This is a genomic window from Janthinobacterium kochi, assembly GCF_051380715.1.
In the GTDB taxonomy this organism is placed as follows: domain Bacteria; phylum Pseudomonadota; class Gammaproteobacteria; order Burkholderiales; family Burkholderiaceae_D; genus Janthinobacterium.
The window spans coordinates 28,495-43,582 of sequence record NZ_JBNYXO010000019.1 but is presented as its reverse complement, the minus strand read 5'-3'; the positions used below and the strand labels follow the sequence as shown (position 1 = coordinate 43,582).

The 15,088-nt window shown below is 59.3% G+C and carries 17 protein-coding genes; 10 read left to right on the top strand and 7 right to left on the bottom strand.

Going from position 1 to position 15,088, the window contains the following annotated elements:
• Positions 1–106 precede the first annotated feature (106 nt).
• From ACQ4WL_RS25865 to ACQ4WL_RS25845, 5 genes are all read left to right on the top strand, one after another.
• Positions 107–553, top strand: coding sequence for an Hsp20/alpha crystallin family protein (locus ACQ4WL_RS25865; protein ID WP_436512380.1), 447 nt, complete (start codon positions 107–109; stop codon positions 551–553).
• 173 nt (positions 554–726) lie between these two features.
• Positions 727–2,382, top strand: a complete 1,656-nt coding sequence (locus ACQ4WL_RS25860) for a sensor domain-containing diguanylate cyclase (protein WP_436512379.1) — start codon at positions 727–729, stop codon at positions 2,380–2,382.
• A gap of 252 nt (positions 2,383–2,634) precedes the next feature.
• Positions 2,635–2,880 (top strand): hypothetical protein, encoded by a 246-nt coding sequence (locus ACQ4WL_RS25855; RefSeq protein WP_436512377.1) that lies wholly within the window; start codon positions 2,635–2,637, stop codon positions 2,878–2,880.
• 233 nt (positions 2,881–3,113) lie between these two features.
• A complete protein-coding gene (locus ACQ4WL_RS25850) occupies positions 3,114–4,772 on the top strand; it encodes a PAS domain-containing sensor histidine kinase (protein WP_436512375.1) in 1,659 nt (552 codons plus the stop codon).
• Positions 4,773–4,789: 17 nt separating this feature from the next.
• The gene (locus ACQ4WL_RS25845; RefSeq protein WP_436512374.1) at positions 4,790–5,425 is read left to right on the top strand and encodes a response regulator; all 636 of its coding nucleotides are present in this window, start codon (positions 4,790–4,792) and stop codon (positions 5,423–5,425) included.
• A gap of 60 nt (positions 5,426–5,485) precedes the next feature.
• Here ACQ4WL_RS25845 and ACQ4WL_RS25840 read toward each other — a convergent pair whose 3' ends face one another.
• The gene (locus ACQ4WL_RS25840; RefSeq protein ID WP_436512373.1) at positions 5,486–6,316 is read right to left on the bottom strand and encodes a helix-turn-helix domain-containing protein; all 831 of its coding nucleotides are present in this window, start codon (positions 6,314–6,316) and stop codon (positions 5,486–5,488) included.
• A 305-nt stretch (positions 6,317–6,621) separates the two neighbouring features.
• On the opposite strand from ACQ4WL_RS25840, the gene ACQ4WL_RS25835 reads away from it, so the two are divergent.
• From ACQ4WL_RS25835 to ACQ4WL_RS25825, 3 genes are all read left to right on the top strand, one after another.
• A complete protein-coding gene (locus tag ACQ4WL_RS25835) occupies positions 6,622–7,260 on the top strand; it encodes a response regulator (protein ID WP_436512371.1) in 639 nt (212 codons plus the stop codon).
• 103 nt (positions 7,261–7,363) lie between these two features.
• Positions 7,364–8,722 carry an MBL fold metallo-hydrolase RNA specificity domain-containing protein gene (locus ACQ4WL_RS25830; protein WP_436512414.1) on the top strand — a complete coding sequence of 453 codons (1,359 nt, stop codon included), beginning with the start codon at positions 7,364–7,366 and terminating at the stop codon, positions 8,720–8,722.
• A 148-nt stretch (positions 8,723–8,870) separates the two neighbouring features.
• Entirely contained in the window at positions 8,871–9,083 is a 213-nt protein-coding gene (locus ACQ4WL_RS25825; protein ID WP_436512369.1) for a hypothetical protein, read from the top strand.
• 489 nt (positions 9,084–9,572) lie between these two features.
• Here ACQ4WL_RS25825 and ACQ4WL_RS25820 read toward each other — a convergent pair whose 3' ends face one another.
• The 3 genes from ACQ4WL_RS25820 to ACQ4WL_RS25810 all read right to left on the bottom strand — a co-directional run bounded on the left by ACQ4WL_RS25820 (position 9,573) and on the right by ACQ4WL_RS25810 (position 11,639).
• Positions 9,573–10,016: a universal stress protein gene (locus ACQ4WL_RS25820; RefSeq protein WP_436512367.1), complete on the bottom strand. Its 444-nt coding sequence runs from the start codon at positions 10,014–10,016 to the stop codon at positions 9,573–9,575.
• Between the two features lie 70 nt (positions 10,017–10,086).
• The gene (locus ACQ4WL_RS25815; RefSeq protein ID WP_436512365.1) at positions 10,087–10,920 is read right to left on the bottom strand and encodes a Crp/Fnr family transcriptional regulator; all 834 of its coding nucleotides are present in this window, start codon (positions 10,918–10,920) and stop codon (positions 10,087–10,089) included.
• Positions 10,921–10,922: 2 nt separating this feature from the next.
• Positions 10,923–11,639 (bottom strand): Crp/Fnr family transcriptional regulator, encoded by a 717-nt coding sequence (locus tag ACQ4WL_RS25810; RefSeq protein WP_436512363.1) that lies wholly within the window; start codon positions 11,637–11,639, stop codon positions 10,923–10,925.
• A gap of 369 nt (positions 11,640–12,008) precedes the next feature.
• On the opposite strand from ACQ4WL_RS25810, the gene ACQ4WL_RS25805 reads away from it, so the two are divergent.
• Complete coding sequence (locus ACQ4WL_RS25805) at positions 12,009–12,446, top strand: Hsp20/alpha crystallin family protein (RefSeq protein WP_436512362.1); 438 nt, start codon at positions 12,009–12,011, stop codon at positions 12,444–12,446.
• A 40-nt stretch (positions 12,447–12,486) separates the two neighbouring features.
• Positions 12,487–13,131 carry a SagB/ThcOx family dehydrogenase gene (locus tag ACQ4WL_RS25800; protein ID WP_436512360.1) on the top strand — a complete coding sequence of 215 codons (645 nt, stop codon included), beginning with the start codon at positions 12,487–12,489 and terminating at the stop codon, positions 13,129–13,131.
• Positions 13,132–13,167: 36 nt separating this feature from the next.
• Here the strand turns inward: ACQ4WL_RS25800 and ACQ4WL_RS25795 are convergent, their stop codons facing one another.
• From ACQ4WL_RS25795 to ACQ4WL_RS25785, 3 genes are all read right to left on the bottom strand, one after another.
• Positions 13,168–13,536, bottom strand: a complete 369-nt coding sequence (locus ACQ4WL_RS25795) for a hypothetical protein (RefSeq protein WP_436512358.1) — start codon at positions 13,534–13,536, stop codon at positions 13,168–13,170.
• 158 nt (positions 13,537–13,694) lie between these two features.
• Complete coding sequence (locus ACQ4WL_RS25790; RefSeq protein ID WP_436512357.1) at positions 13,695–14,165, bottom strand: pyridoxamine 5'-phosphate oxidase family protein; 471 nt, start codon at positions 14,163–14,165, stop codon at positions 13,695–13,697.
• A gap of 217 nt (positions 14,166–14,382) precedes the next feature.
• The gene (locus ACQ4WL_RS25785) at positions 14,383–15,027 is read right to left on the bottom strand and encodes a BON domain-containing protein (RefSeq protein WP_436512355.1); all 645 of its coding nucleotides are present in this window, start codon (positions 15,025–15,027) and stop codon (positions 14,383–14,385) included.
• Positions 15,028–15,088 lie beyond the last annotated feature (61 nt).

The following is a 15,088-nucleotide window of genomic DNA, read 5'->3' as shown; positions in this document are numbered from 1 at the left end:
GATCCACGCGCGGTTTGATGTGCATCATTCATTTTCCTGTGGCAAATCAATATCATCAGTTCATGCATCTATCCGGGTGCCGCTAACCAGCGGAAGGGACATTATCATGGCTAATCATCTGACTCGATTCGATCCATTTTCTGACATCGCGCGCTTCGAACCCTTGAATGGCATCGAGGACTGGTTTCGCGATTTTCACCTTCGGCCCGCCCTGCGCGACTGGAATGTCGAGCCGCGCATCAAAATCGATGTGTCGGAAACGGATGTGGCGTATACCGTGAAGGCGGAGATTCCTGGCGTAAAAAAGGAGGACATCAAGGTAGACGTCGAGGGCGGTGTCGTGTCGATCACGGCCGAATTGAAACACGAGAGCGAAGTGAAAACCGGCAAGCTGCTGCGTACAGAGCGTACGTATGGAGAACAGCGACGCAGTTTTACGCTGGCACATGATATCGACGATGCCAAGGTGGTCGCCAGTTATGCCGAGGGCGTGCTGACCCTCAGTTTGCCGAAAAAGAGTGGCAAGGCAAGCAAGCACATCCCGATCAGCTAGGAGTGTTGTCCGGCTGGTGCCGGGTATCCTGGCATGCATGCCAGTGCCCGCAGTCCTGTGGCCGATGTGGCCGCGGCTAGCCACCGGGCATCGCGGGTGACGCCGGGACTCGCCTTCGCTGCGTATCGTCGCCGTGTTGCTGCATCTTCCTACCGAATGAAAAGGGCGAGTCTATGTCTGCTACGGGGCGTTTTGCTGACTACCCACGCGGGTTTCTTTTCCGGCATTTTTCCGTGGTCACTTTGGCGACGGGATGTGTTGTGCTGGTATGCCTGTCTATCCTGACGATCCAGCTCTCGACGATATGGCGCGCGCGCGAAGTGCGGCTGCACGAAGCGCGCGACGCGGCTGCGAATGTCAGCCAGGCTGTCGCGCAGCATGCCTACGATACGCTCAGGGAGGTTGATACGCTGTTGCTTGGACTGGTCGAGCGTGGCGACATGCTGGGAGCGTCAGGCTTCGACCATTCCCGTATGCAAGCGTTGTTGAGGAGCCGTGTCGCGGAACTTCCCCAATTGCATGCCATCATCGTCTTTGCCGATGATGGCAGGCCATTGATCAATTCCGGCACGATGATGCCAGGCAATCTCGACAATCCGGACAATGAATATCTTCATTACCATCGTTTGCATAATGAATTGCAGCCTTATCTTGGGATGGGCGCGGGACGGTCGGTCCATAGTGAATGGATCTTGGCGGTGTCACGCAGAATTAATCATCCCGATGGGAGCTTTGGCGGCGTTGTGCTTGCCACTATCGGCCTCGATTATTTTAGAAAATTCTATGAGGGCTTTTCCATCGGCGAGCAAGGCACGATTCTGCTGACACATGATGATGCCAAGCTCGTATTGAAAATTCCCTATGATGGCGGGTTGCCCGAAGTTCCGGCGTTGCCATTCAAACTGCTCTCTGAATCCTCGTCGATGGTGATGATCAAGGAAACGCACGCCAGTGAGGGGGCGGGCGGGACATCAGCGATCATCAGCTATCGTAAAATCACCGACTATCCGTTGGTGGTCTTGACTGCCTTGTCGCAGGATGAAGTCCTGAGTGGCTGGCGCAATGATGCCTGCCTGCAAATTGCAGCGTTGAGCGCCTTGATCCTGCTCATCGGATTTTTTGGCTGCCGCTTGCTCAGCCAGCTGACCTCACGCTTGATCATCGAGGAGGAATTCAAGGAATCGAGCGATGAATTAAAAGTATCCAACCAGCGCTTGATGCACCTGGCCTTGCAGGATGGCTTGACGGGTCTGGCAAATCGACGCAGTTTTGATGAGGCATTGATTGTGGAGTTCAGTCGGGCCCAGCGGGCAGGAAATTCCCTGGGACTGATGATGATTGATGTTGATTTTTTCAAGCAATATAACGACATTTATGGCCATGTGGCTGGCGATGAATGCTTGAAGAGAATTGCCGGCGTGGTCGCCACGGGCATGCGCAGGGCGGGCGATATGGCGGCACGCTATGGCGGCGAGGAAATGGTGTTGCTATTGCCAGGATCGGATATCGACGGAGCCGTGTCGCTTGCAGAAACCATTCGTCATGGCATAGAGAGTCTAGGCATTCCCCATATTGGCAGTCCCCTGTGCAAGGTGACGGTAAGTATCGGGGTGGCGGTGTTCCCCCTGATTAAAATGGAAACGATGGCCATTACCCTGCTCAATGCCGCCGACCATGCCCTGTACAAGGCCAAGGCATCGGGGCGCAACAACGTCTGTACCTGCGATTCGCGCGAAAAAAAGTTCTCCCGCACAAATGCCGTTGAAATCAATGAGAACTGGTGCCAGGAGTATGTGGGGCAGGCAGACATATCAAGTTCAGGGAGTTGACGACGGCCGCCAGGCCAATCCGTATGGGGTCATGCACCATCCATTTTGAGTGTTTTTGGCAACAATGTTGCCCTGAAGACTAATGTTATCCACCTCATTGATGTAGATCATTCCTCGTTCGTGACCGTGCGGACTTGAAACGATACAGTCTCCATCAGCAGGCAGCACATTCCCCCTCGCCGGCAAGCGCGTGGGGCGATCCAGGCGCTGCCCTGCGCACCGGGCAAATGCACAACGACAGGAAGGTCATCCATGCATGCAGATATCTGGATAGTTCGGAACGGTAGTGATTATCTCTTGTTGCATGGCCATTTGCGCCTGCATTCCACCTTGAACGGAGCTGGCGCTGCCTTTGTCGAGGTGGCGCACGAAGGCGTCGTCAGGATCACACGCGTATCGGGCTGTCTTCAGGTCGATTCTGGCAATGCGCTGTCACCTCTTTGTTTTCGGCAGGCAACAGTTAAAGCATTCGGCGAAAACCTGCCTGACGCTTGGTGACGGGCGAGCGCCTGGCGAGCCGCAGCTATGGGTGATCGGTCGATCCACGCTGCTCTTTCTGGCTGCCTGTTGTACAAAAATACGGATTTTTTTTTCGCGACTATGACTGAGCTCGCTATTGCGCTAATATAAATTATGATTGTTGGTTAGTACACACCATCTACGAACCTTGCCAAGATGTGATGCTGCAGGGGCGGGGGTAACTTGCTAACCATGGGTATGCTCAACTAATTATGTGCGCGAAGCGAAGAAAGTATTTTGCCGTTCCTTTTCAGACTGAGCAATATTGGAAATCATTGCGTCAGCATGCGGAACTGCGGCTCAAGCTGAGACTGGAATCGTCCAGGCGCCGCTCTCACGAGCGCTATCCCGCGTCGCTGCAAGCAACGCAGCGCGAGATGAGCGTGCGCGAGATCGAGCTGGAAATGCAGAACGATGAGTTGCGCGCTGCCCAGGCTGCATTGAAGAATACTGGCGAATTGTATAACCGCCTGTACGATCAGGCGCCGGTCGGCTACATCAGCATGGATGCCCGCGGCGTCATCATCCAGTCGAATCTCACCGCATCGGCCTTGCTGGACACGCCGCCAGAGATGCTGCCCGGGCAGCCGTTCACGCGTTTCATTCTTCCAGATGACCAGGATATTTTTTATTTCCTGCGCCAGCGCCTGCTCGACCGCGACGCATCGTGTTCGGCCGTACTGCGCATGAAAAAGGGCGTCGATCACGTATTCTCAGCCATGGTGGAAGCTAAACTTGGCCAGGAGCATTTTGGGCCAGGTGTCGTGTTGTTGATACTCAATGATATTACCGAGCGGACCGTGGCGGCGGCGCAGCTGCATGCCAGCGAGGAGCGATTTCGCGGGGTGTTTGAAAACGCCACACTTGGCATGATCATTGCTGACATGCATGGCAGCTGGGTGAACGTAAACCGTGCGCTGTGCGAGATGTTGGGCTATACGGGGCCGGAACTGCTGGCGATGGGATGCCTGACACTGACGCATCCCGACGACGTTGACAATAGCGTGCAGTTCGGGCGGCGCCTGTATAGCGGCGAGATCAGCAGCTATCGCCTCGAAAAGCGCTACCTGCACAAGGATGGCCATGCCATCTGGGCCATACTCAGTGCCACGACGGTGTGCGGTGCCGCCGGACTCACCCGGCAGTATGTGGGCATGGTGGAAGATATCAGCGTGCGCAAGCTGGCATTGGAAACGCTGGAAAAGTCGCATGAGCAACTGCGCCAGTTCATTGCCCATCAGGAGCGTGTGAAGGAAGGGGAGCGTATTCGCATTGCCAGGGAAATGCACGACGAACTCGGTAGCGTATTAACTGGGGTCAAGGCCCACCTTTCCGTTGCCCTGATACATGACCAGCGCAATGGCGGTGCCTTGCAAGCTCGGCTTGAGGATGCCTGTTCTTTGCTCGATACCGCTACCGCGGCCGTACGCAGGGTGATCACCGAACTGCGGCCCAGCGTGCTTGATCAGCTTGGTGTCTGGGCGGCGCTGGAGTGGCACGCGGAAGAGGTCTGTGCCAGAGCGGGGCTCATCTGCCACACTCGCATTCCTCCCGAGACTGTTCTGCTGGAGATCGACCCCGAGCGCAGTACCGCCTTGTTCCGTATCTTGCAGGAAGCGCTTACCAATGTCGTCCGCCATGCCGGGGCTACGCGGGTCGACGTGCGCGTCAGTCATGCCGACTCGGCAATCCGGATGGAAGTGGAAGACGATGGCAAGGGCATGGATTGCGAGAGCCTGTTGACGGCCAACTCCTGGGGCCTGGCGGGCATGCGCGAGCGCGCCCAGCATTTTGGTGGAGGAATCCGTTTCATTGCCGTTGCGCATGGCACCTTGCTGGTCTTGCAGTTGCCGATACGGGGGCGCGCATGAGATGCGGAAAAATCAGGGTGCTGCTGGTGGACGACCATGTTGTCGCCCGCAACGGCATGCGGCTGATGCTGGGCACGGACGACGGCATCGAAGTCGTGGCCGAGGCCGAAACTGCCCGCGCGGCATTGTATCTGCTGCAGGGACAGCCATTTGATGTTGCCATTGTCGACATCGGCCTGCCCGATCAGAACGGCTTGCAGTTGCTCAAGCAAATGCGCCGCGAGCAGCCACGCCTTGCCGTGCTGATGTTGTCCATGTATGCCGAGACGGTGTACGCGGTGCGGGCCTTGCAGTACGGCGCCGCCGGCTATCTGACCAAGAACTGTAATGCTTCCATACTGGTTGCGGCGGTATACAAGGCTGCAGCGGGAGGGAAATACATCAGCTCGGCGGTGACGGAAGATCTTGCTGACATGATCAGTGGCAGCAGGATGGCCTGGCACGAGAAACTGTCGGACCGCGAACTGGAAGTCCTGCGGCTGCTTGCCGCCGGTGAAGACCTGGCAGATATCGCGCAAATCTTGCATTTGAGTATTAATACCGTGAGCACTTACCGGGCGCGCCTGTTGGAAAAGACGCGCGCCAAGAACAATGTGCAGCTGACGCGGTTCGCCATAGAACATGGCGTCGGTCCGCCGATTCTTGGCGGCTAGCTGGCCGATAGCCACCGATGCAACGCCGCTGTTTTCGGCGCTGCACGGGTTTGTCGCTGTTCAGGCATGGCTTGCCGTCTTTGAGATGGAGGACAGTAGCGCCGTGGTCCGCTCCGTGAGTGTATTGATGCTTGCCACTGTTGCCATGGTCTCCCCGTTGGCCAGCGCCTCGATGGCGCCATGATTGAGGATACGCAGGTCTTTGCCGTACGTGCTGATCCAGCCCTGGCGGCGGAACTTCGACATCAGGCGGCTGACGCTTTCCATCGTCAAGCCTATATAGTTGCCGATGTCTTCACGCGACATCAGCACCGTGAAGGCATGGCGCGAGTATCCCCTGACAGCGAAACGGCTCGACAGATCGAGCAGGAATGTGGCAAAGCGCTGCTCGGCCGAGTTGCCCAGGAAGCGCATGACGCGCTGGTCGCGATTGATTTCCTCGCTCAACAGGCGGTGGAAATGTTGTTGTAGCGCTGGAATGTTGGCGCATAGTATCTGCAGCTGGGCAAAGGGCACTTCACAGACCTCGCTATCCTCGAACGCCATCGCATTGCTGTCATGAATGCCGGTACTGATGGCGTTCATGCCCAGAATTTCGCCTGCCATGTGAAAGCCCATCACATGCTGTTTGCCATGTGCGTTATCGCGGAACGTTTTGAACTGGCCGCCGTGAATAATGTACAGACAACGAAAAGGCTCGCCCACCCTCAGCAGCAACTCATTGCGCTCCACCCAGTGCCGTTTGCCGATGATTCTATCGACCTGGGCGACGCTACGCTCGTCCAGGCCGAATGGCAGGCAGCGTAGCCTTGAACTGCATTTCGCGCAGGTGTTGCTACTAATGTAGTTTTTCGCTGGCAACGATTGACTGGTCGAGAGTTGGGTGTTCATGGCTTCCCCTGATTGTTGTTCATGGTTTGCATCAATCTTTTGTGTTTCTGACTACATGCTTGATAGTATGTGCGCGACCAGGCACGGTGCATATAAGACTAACCCTTGGTCTTGCGTAGCAAATTCATCACACTTTTGGGTAGGGGATTCCCTACACTCATCCTTTGCCAGTACGCATGGGCTTTGTCTGCCTCGCAGCCACGGCTGGTGCAGCCAAGCGTTGACGCCGCTAGCCGTTCGGCGCAGAATCAAATGCATGAAAATCACCGAATCACGCTAGGCAAAGCATGCTCAGGACGTCGACCATGGAAGCGGGAATCATTCGGGTGCTATTGGTTGACGACCATGCCATCGCGCGCAATGGCGTGTCGATGATGCTGGGCACGGCAGCGGACATTTGCGTTGGCGCCCAGGCGACGTCCTTTGACGAGGCGACCGAACGTATTGCGTCCGAGCAATTCGATGTGGCCCTCATTGACATTGCCATGCCGGGAAAAAGCGGCTTGCAACTTTTGCAAGCCTTGCGCTTGGCCAGGCCGCACATGGGGCTGATGATACTGAGCCATTATTCGGAAGAAATCTATGGCTTGCGCGCCCTCAGCCTGGGGGCAGCTGGCTACCTGACCAAGGATGTGTCGGCCGATGTTCTTGTGCAGGCCGTGCGCAAGGTGGCATCGGGAGGAAAATATGTCAGCCCGGCGATGAGCGACCGTCTGGCAATGGTAATTGCACAGGGGCCTGTGCGTGCGCACGAGAACCTGTCCGAGCGCGAACTGCAAGTGTTTCAGCGCATCGCCTCTGGCCAGTCGCTGGTGCAGATCGGCGCCGCATTGCATTTGCGCCCGAATACCGTCACGAGCTATCGTGCGCGCATCCTGAAAAAGATGAAAATGGCATGTAACGCCGAGTTGATCCGCTATGCGCTGGAACTTGGCATGCTGTAGGCTGCCCAGGGCTCTGGCGGGAGAAGCAGCCGCGTGACACGGACGCCTTGGGACCGGATGTTCAGTAGTGACTGAACGTTGTGCTGCTTACTTGGGGACGATGATGAAACTGACGTTTTTGGGCGCAACGGGGACGGTCACTGGTTCGAAATATTTACTTACCAGCGGCAATGAACGGATTCTGGTCGATTGCGGCCTGTTCCAGGGGTATAAGCAGTTGCGCTTGCGCAACTGGGCGGGCTTGCCGCTGGCGCCGGCCAAGATCAGTGCGGTCGTGCTCACGCATGCCCACCTGGACCATAGCGGCTATCTGCCGCTGCTGGTGCGCGCTGGCTTTCGTGGCAAGATCTATGCGAGTGCCGCGACGTGCGACCTGTGCCGTATCATTTTGCCCGATAGCGGCCGCCTGCTCGAGGAGGAGGCCGAGTACGCGAATCGTCACAGCTTCAGCAAACATCATCCGGCCTTGCCGCTGTACACCGAGGCCGATGCCATGCGGGCGCTGGAACAGCTCTCGCCCGTGGCCTTCGGTCAACCCTTCGGCATCGGTTCATCCTTGCGCGTGGCACTGCAGCGTGCCGGGCATATCCTTGGCGCGGCCAGCGTGCTGCTGCAGGGGGAGGGCATCCGGGTGGTCTTTTCCGGTGACCTCGGGCGTCCGAACGATGTGCTCATGGCGCCGCCCGAACCCTTGCCGCCGGCCGACTACCTGGTCGTGGAATCGACCTATGGCGACCGGCGCCATGATGCCAGCGACGCCATCGAACTGCTGGGCAAGACCATCAGCGAGACTGCCGCACGCGGCGGCGTCACGATCATCCCCGCCTTTGCCGTCGGACGCGCGCAGACGATACTGTATGACGTGCATCTGCTCAAGCAGCGTGGCGTCATCCCTGCGCTGCCCGTTTACCTGAACAGCCCCATGGCGGTGGATGCGACCATGCTGTATCGCCGCTATCCGCACGATCACCGCCTGACGCCGGCGCAATGCGAGGCCATGTCGCATGCGGCCACGATCGTCAACAGTGCGCAGGAGTCGATCGAGCTGAACCAGCGCCGCATGCCGATGGTGATCATCGCCGCCAGCGGCATGGCGACGGGCGGGCGCGTGCTGCACCATTTGAAGGCGTTCGCGCCGGATCGCCGCAACAGCATCCTGTTTGCGGGTTTTCAGGCTGGCGGCACGCGCGGCGCCACGCTGGTCGCAGGCGCTGACGCCGTCAAGATCCATGGCGCGTATGTGCCGGTACGTGCCACCGTGCGACAAATCAACAACCTCTCCGCGCATGCCGATGGCGATGAATTGATCGCCTGGATGGCGCCATTGCGCCAGGCGCCGCGCCATACTTTCATTACCCATGGCGAGCCCGATGCCGCCGAAGCGCTGCGGCGGCGCATCGGCGAGCAACTTGGCTGGGAATGCAGTGTCCCGGCGTATGGCGATGAAGTGACGTTGACCTGATACGCCGTGCGCCGTCCCCGCAGCGCACGGCGGTCGCCGCCCCGGCATCGATACCTGCCAGGAAGCCATCGCCTATATCCGCCGCGATAGCCCCGTCTGCAAGGCGGAGGGATTCGAAGCGCGTTCTCGGCCGTACGCGGCAAGATCTATGGCCGTCCATGCCGGGCAGCGCCTGCAGTGGGATGCCCCTGTCGTGGCGCACAAGCATTGCATCGGCGCCTTGCCGGGCAACCGCACCACACTGCTGGTGGTGCCGATCATTGCCGCCTGTGGCTTGCTGATACCCAAGACGTCCTCGTGCGCCATCACATTCCCGGTAGGGCGGCCGACCCGATGGAAACCCTGGCGCCCGTCGAATTGACGGCGCAGCAGCTGCGTCGCGTGGTGGAGCAGGAGGGCGGCTGCATCGCCTGGGGCGGGGCGGTATCGCTGAGCCCGGTGTATGACTTGCTCATCCGCGTGGAGCGACCGTTGGGTCTCGACAGCGACGGCTTGCTGGCCGCGCGCCTGGTGGAGGTTGCCCGCAGCCTGGGCTTGACGCTGCGCGGGCAGATGAGCGATGGCGCGCAGCCCGTTGGCCGCGGCATCGGTCCGGCGCTCGACGCGCTGGCCGTGTTGCAAAATCATAACGGTGCGCCGGATGACTTGCGCCGGCGGGAGGTATGGTGTTTCATGCGCCACTGGGCACGCGGGTGGCGGTGGGGCAACCGCTGTTCACCTTGCATGCAGGCTACCCCGGCGAACTCGCGTATGCGCTTGCCTGTGCATAGGCGCAAGAGCATCTCGTCATGCTCGGCGAGTCGGGGCAAGCGCCGGCCTGGCCGGAACTGGACAAGGCTTGCGCCGGCGCTCAGGCGGCGCGAAAGACCAGTACCGGTAGCGGGCTGTGCACGAGGACCTTGTGTGTTTCGCTGCCCAGCAGCACGCCTTTCAGACCGAATTTGCTATGCGTTCCCATGGCGATCAGGTCGCAGCCATTTGCCTCGGCCGTCTCGAGTATTTTTTCGTGGGGGTGGTCGGAGCGCGTCAGGAAGGTGCTGCATTCGACGCCGGCTTCACGCGCCTGCCCGCAGACGAAATCGAGCACTTTCTTGCCGTTGTCCATGCTTTCTTCCAGATAGGTTGCGCGGGTCGCCTCCAGCATCTCCGTATCATGGCTGAGGACGTGAAAATCCGGCACCACATGCAGCGCGGTAATGCGCGCGCCGCACGAGCGCGCCAGCGCGATGGCCGACAGCAGCGCAGGCCTCGAGGCGGGTGAACCATCCGTTGGAACCAGTATGTGCTTGAACATGGTGCTCTCCTCGAACTTGTTGTGGAACGTCCAGTGTGCCGTTGATACTGCACAGTAACCATGATCCAGATCATTCTGGCGATAGCAAATGTACGCCTGGCATGCTCTGCCAGGCCGGCTGATGCGCGGCATTGTCGCTGGCCGTGCTCGCGCCTCCTTTCGATGCAGGATGCTGCCCTGCGGCAATCTGATGCAGGCCAGGGCGGTCGAGCAGGCGAAGCTGACGATATCGGACGCGGATGATGCCGAGTCCCTGCAGGCGCGAGATCATGCGCGTGACGGTGGCATGCGTCAGGTCCAGGTAGTCGGCAATTTCCTTGCGCGACAAGGCAAGGTGCAATTCAAGCACGTGGTCGTCCTGGTAGCTGCCTTTCCAGGCCTGGTGCGACAGGAACTGCGCGAATTTCTGTTCCGCATAATCACACCGGACCAGCAGGGCCAGCGCCTGCTGTTGCCCCAGTTGCTTGCTGAGCCGGCATTCCAGCGAACGCGCCAGGTCAGGAAAGTGCCGCGCCGCCTCAACGAGTTGCGGATAGGAAAACTCGCACACTGTGCTATCGCACAGCGCCGTCGTTGAGTCGGTGTAGCGATCAAGGTCGAGGCTGTCAAGTCCCAGCAGGTCGCCTTCACTGGCGAACCTGGTAATGCACGGTTTTCCATGCGGGTCTGCCTGAAAGGACTTGAACTGGCCACTGCGAATGGCGTACCAGCGACCGTGCACCGGTTCATTGACACCTTGCAAGGCATCTCCCCGCATCAGGTGATGCTGCTGCAGCACCAGGCCGCTGACCTTGGCGCAATCCGCGTCGCTCATGCCTGCTGGCAAGCATACGCCGCGCGCGCCGCATTCGCAGCAGGGAAGAGGAGAGGCCGCATCGGCGGCGGAACTGGAGGTGTCGTACATGGTTAGCTCTTCGAAGTGTGGCTGGTGGCAAGGGGATGCTGGCCAGCATGCGCTGATGCGGGGTGCGCGGCAGTGGCGATCATTTCCAATGCGCTTGCGTCGAGGAGCGCGATGTAGCGTTTTTCCAGCAAAATGAGGCCGCCCTGCTTGAATTGATGCATGACCCTGCTGACGCTTTCCGGCGACAGGTGCAAGTGGTTGCCGATGTCGCAACGGGACATGGGCAAGCGATAGCGTGGCGGCGTGCCCGCCAGCCCGCTGTGCTGTTTTGCCCGGTCGAGCAGAAAGGCGGCCAGCCGTTGCTCGGCCGTGGCATTATGCAATTGCACTGTGCTTGCGCGCATTTCCCGAATGCTTACGGCGAGCAGGCGGTGCAAAATGGTCAGCTGCTGGCGCAAGATGGCGCAGCTGATCGCATACACTTCACTGTCTTCCAGCGCCACGGCGGTACAGCAATGCCTGGCAAGGCCGATGCTGTCGAGCGCAAGGAAATCCCCGCGCGCAGGGAAACAGGTAATTTTTCTTGCTCCCGTCTCATCCGTGCGATAGTACTTGAAACTGCCGGCGTGTATGAAAAACACACAGTCAAGGACGGGATCGCCAGAACGATACAGGCTGGCATTGCGCCTGATCCACTGGCGCTGCCCACCGGCGGCGTCATCGAGCAGCAGGCGCGCTTGGGGAGTCCCGCGAGCAGCAGTTGTCGTGTCGTTATGCATCACATCCTCGCATGCCATGGCGCGCAAACCAGTCGCCGGTGCACCAAGATAGTCAGGGGAAACCATCGCCTCATGCCCCTGTTTTAGGGGGAACTGCTTTTCACACTACATGCAAGCCGCCATCGCTTGCCATGATCTGTATCAATAGCGTGCCCGAATAGTGTTACGCAGCTGCTGTGCCATCCGCGATGGCTGTTGTCCAGTCATGAGGCGCATGTCTTGCGATTACCGCCGCTCTTGATATCGATCATTTTTCAAGCAGACAGGCGCAAGCTGGCCCTTTATAGTGAGTTCGGGTACACGGTTGCCGCTGCCCGGCTTGCACTCGCGGCATCGACTTTTTCAGGAGGCAAAGAGATGGCACACCACATGATGCATTTTGATCCGCTCAGCGACATCGCAAGATTCGATCCCTTGCGCAGCATGGATGATTTCTTCAAGGATATGGGTTTCAAGGATGCGCTCAAGGATTTCACCCGTCCGTCGCCGATCCGGCTCGACGTCACGGAAAGCGAGCAAGCCTACCTGATCAAGGCTGAATTGCCCGGCTTCAAGGTGGAAGACATCTCGGTCGATATCGATGGCAACCGCGTTTCGATTTTGGCCGAATCGAGGCAGGAACACGAAGAGGGCAATGGTCAGAAGGTCGTGCGCCGTGAGCGCTATACGGGACAGTATTTCCGCAGCTTTTCGCTGGGACAGGACATCGATACCGACAAGTCCACCGCCAGATACCGTGACGGCGTGCTGGATCTGGAGCTGCCCAAGCTGGTCGGTGGCAGTGCGAAGCGCCTGCAGATCAGTTGAGGGAACAATGGCCAGCCGATTTTCGGGTGATGGAGGGGAAGTGAAAAAAAATGTACTGACAAGCGAACCCTTGCCGTTGATGGGGCCGGGTACGTTCGAACTCGATGCCGACATCAGTGCCTTGGGCATGGCCCTCATCGAGGTATTGAAGTTGCGCCAGTCGCAGCGCGAATTCAGCGAGCGCGAGCTGTCCTGGTATCGGCTGTCTCGCCTGCTGTGGGCCGCCGATGGCTGCAACCGCCCCAGCACGGGCCATCGGACGGCGCCATCGGTCTGTAATGCGCAGGAAATTGACATTTATGTCGCCATGTCCAGCGGCCTGTACCGATATGATCCGCTTGCACCGTCATTGCGGCAACTGAGCGCCGTCGATATCCGGGCCGTGACGGGGAAGCAGGATTTCGTGGCGACGGCGCCCGTCAACTTGCTGTACGTCGCCAATTTGTCGCGCATGCCGCCCGAGGAGCAGGCCAGGCAATTGCTGTTTGCCGCCCTCGATGCGGGCCATATCAGCCAGAACGTCTACCTGTTTTGCGCCGCCGAGGGCCTGGCGGTGGTGTCGCGTGGCTGGTTCGATCAGGGGGCGCTGGCCGCTGCCATGGGCTTGGCGGATGGACACCACGTGATGCTGGCGCAATCGCTTGGCTATCCGCTGGCGGCCGCTGCGCCGCCGCGCTACTCCTGAATAGCGGGGCGGCAGGGATGTGCCTGCCGCACCTGTCTAGGGCGAACCGATTTTCTGCCACTGTTTGTAGCCGTCATAGAGCGATGAACTGACGCCTTCCACCATGCTCCGTTGCATGTCCAGCAGGATGGCGAACAGATTGGCGTGGTAATCGTTGCCCAGCGCACATTGCGCTTTTACACCGGCCGGATCAAACGCGTACAGATGGGCGACGCCTTTCTGTTGTACGCGCTGGAGCAGCGTGTTCATGTTGGCCTGTGACAAGTCCTGCAGGTAATGCAGGGTCAGGCGGGTGGCGTCGGCGCCATTGTCGAGCGTATGCTGGGCCATCGCATTGTAGTGATCGAGCAAGCTGCTGCTGCCGGAAGTGAGCAGCTTGGCAAATTTGAGGTTGATGTCGGGCATGTTGGCTGTCCAGCGTTGGCGTGTGGCGGCACGCAGGTTCTGCAGCAGGAAACCCAGTCACGACCTCAGTGTAGCGCCCGGCATCCGCAGCGGAAGGCAGGGAATTGATGCGTATCAAGCGCAGCAATAATCGGGAGGGCCTGGTGACGCACCATGTGTCAGCTGACGGCAAATAATTCGGTGTGGCCGAAGCCCAGTTCATAGTTCAGCAAGGAAATGACGTGCGGCTTGATGCGCACGAAGACGAGGCCCGGCCACGGCGCGGCGGTGATGGCGCCCATGGCGTCGCGCAGCTGCGGAAAGCGAAACAGCATCAGGTCGACCACCTGCTCGTTTTCGCTGGCATTGTCGACCAGGGCAGCCGTGCCGGCCATCGACAGGCCGCGGATATGCTGCCAGTCCTGGTACGCGGGCGTAATGGCCAGCGAGACCTTGTCGTGCTGGCGGATATTGTGCGCTTTCTGGCTGTTCAGGCCGATGCAGCAGTACAGCGTGAGGTCGTCGTGCACGTAACTGACCACCGTCGTCTGAGGATAGCCATCCGGACGCACGGTGGCCAGGGCCATGTCCGGCGTGGCAGCGAGGACCTCGGCAATGAACTGGCGGTGGGATGAGTCCAGCGGCATCATGGTAACTCCTTCACGCAATGGACGAGGGGCGCGTGGCACCCGGATTTCAATATTGATCGTGCATGACCGCGGCAGGCTGGCTAATCTCTATGTGCTGGAGAAATTCCATTACCGGTACTGCGCCTGTGTCACCGGATTGCTCTCCTATGCCCGCGAAGCGTTAGGGGGCACCGAGCAATACTGGTGTCCGATCAAGCACGCCATGGGCGCGCACGTTTCAGCTGCCAACCTGAAGCTCGTTCGTGACGGCGGTGATGCCTGGTGCCATCCAGGCCGCGCGCTCGACCTCGTCGCGCTCAGTCCAGGAACGCACCTTGCCGCTCAAAGTCACTGCATTGCCATCCGCCTCGACCTTGATGCCGCTGGCCTCGATCAGGGCGCTGCGCTTCAGGGCCGCCTGGATGCGCGCCTTGATGTCCGCCGGGATGGCCTTGTGGCTGATCTCGATGGCGCTTTCGATGCTGCGTATGCCATGCACATGGCGCAGTGCCAGTTGGGCGTGCTCGCGCTGGTAATTCCAGTCCACCGTGCCTTCCAGCCTGACATGGCCGTGCTCGACGATGACCTTGATCGTTTTTGACGACACGGGCAGTTGCAGCGCGATGGCGGCAATGGCATCGTGGGCGATTTCCGCGTCCAGCCGCGAGTGGGGACGCACCTCGATGTCGTTGGCCACGCCGAGCACGCCGGCGAGACATTGTGCATCGCGCTCGGCGTGCAGCTTGTGGCTGTAGGCATGCACAAAGCCCGATAGCGTGACGACACGGTCGTTGACCGAGACGCCGATATGGCTGGGATTAATGCGTGCATCCCACAGCAATTCCTGCTCGACTTGCATCTTGATGTCGTTGTCGGTGATCATGAACGTGCTCCTGGTAGGATAAGAAAGCGCTTGCCGCCTGCACCACGGCTTCAGCCGCGCC

Bases quoted from the DNA above. Each gene is read 5' to 3' on its own strand.
- ACQ4WL_RS25865 (WP_436512380.1), top strand. From the start codon at position 107: ATGGCTAATCATCTGACTCGATTCGATCCATTTTCTGACATCGCGCGC.
- ACQ4WL_RS25860 (WP_436512379.1), top strand. From the start codon at position 727: ATGTCTGCTACGGGGCGTTTTGCTGACTACCCACGCGGGTTTCTTTTC.
- ACQ4WL_RS25855 (WP_436512377.1), top strand. From the start codon at position 2,635: ATGCATGCAGATATCTGGATAGTTCGGAACGGTAGTGATTATCTCTTG.
- ACQ4WL_RS25850 (WP_436512375.1), top strand. From the start codon at position 3,114: ATGTGCGCGAAGCGAAGAAAGTATTTTGCCGTTCCTTTTCAGACTGAG.
- ACQ4WL_RS25840 (WP_436512373.1), bottom strand. From the start codon at position 6,316: ATGAACACCCAACTCTCGACCAGTCAATCGTTGCCAGCGAAAAACTAC.
- ACQ4WL_RS25835 (WP_436512371.1), top strand. From the start codon at position 6,622: ATGGAAGCGGGAATCATTCGGGTGCTATTGGTTGACGACCATGCCATC.
- ACQ4WL_RS25830 (WP_436512414.1), top strand. From the start codon at position 7,364: ATGAAACTGACGTTTTTGGGCGCAACGGGGACGGTCACTGGTTCGAAA.
- ACQ4WL_RS25825 (WP_436512369.1), top strand. From the start codon at position 8,871: ATGGCCGTCCATGCCGGGCAGCGCCTGCAGTGGGATGCCCCTGTCGTG.
- ACQ4WL_RS25820 (WP_436512367.1), bottom strand. From the start codon at position 10,016: ATGTTCAAGCACATACTGGTTCCAACGGATGGTTCACCCGCCTCGAGG.
- ACQ4WL_RS25815 (WP_436512365.1), bottom strand. From the start codon at position 10,920: ATGTACGACACCTCCAGTTCCGCCGCCGATGCGGCCTCTCCTCTTCCC.
- ACQ4WL_RS25810 (WP_436512363.1), bottom strand. From the start codon at position 11,639: ATGCATAACGACACGACAACTGCTGCTCGCGGGACTCCCCAAGCGCGC.
- ACQ4WL_RS25805 (WP_436512362.1), top strand. From the start codon at position 12,009: ATGATGCATTTTGATCCGCTCAGCGACATCGCAAGATTCGATCCCTTG.
- ACQ4WL_RS25795 (WP_436512358.1), bottom strand. From the start codon at position 13,536: ATGCCCGACATCAACCTCAAATTTGCCAAGCTGCTCACTTCCGGCAGC.
- ACQ4WL_RS25790 (WP_436512357.1), bottom strand. From the start codon at position 14,165: ATGATGCCGCTGGACTCATCCCACCGCCAGTTCATTGCCGAGGTCCTC.
- ACQ4WL_RS25785 (WP_436512355.1), bottom strand. From the start codon at position 15,027: ATGATCACCGACAACGACATCAAGATGCAAGTCGAGCAGGAATTGCTG.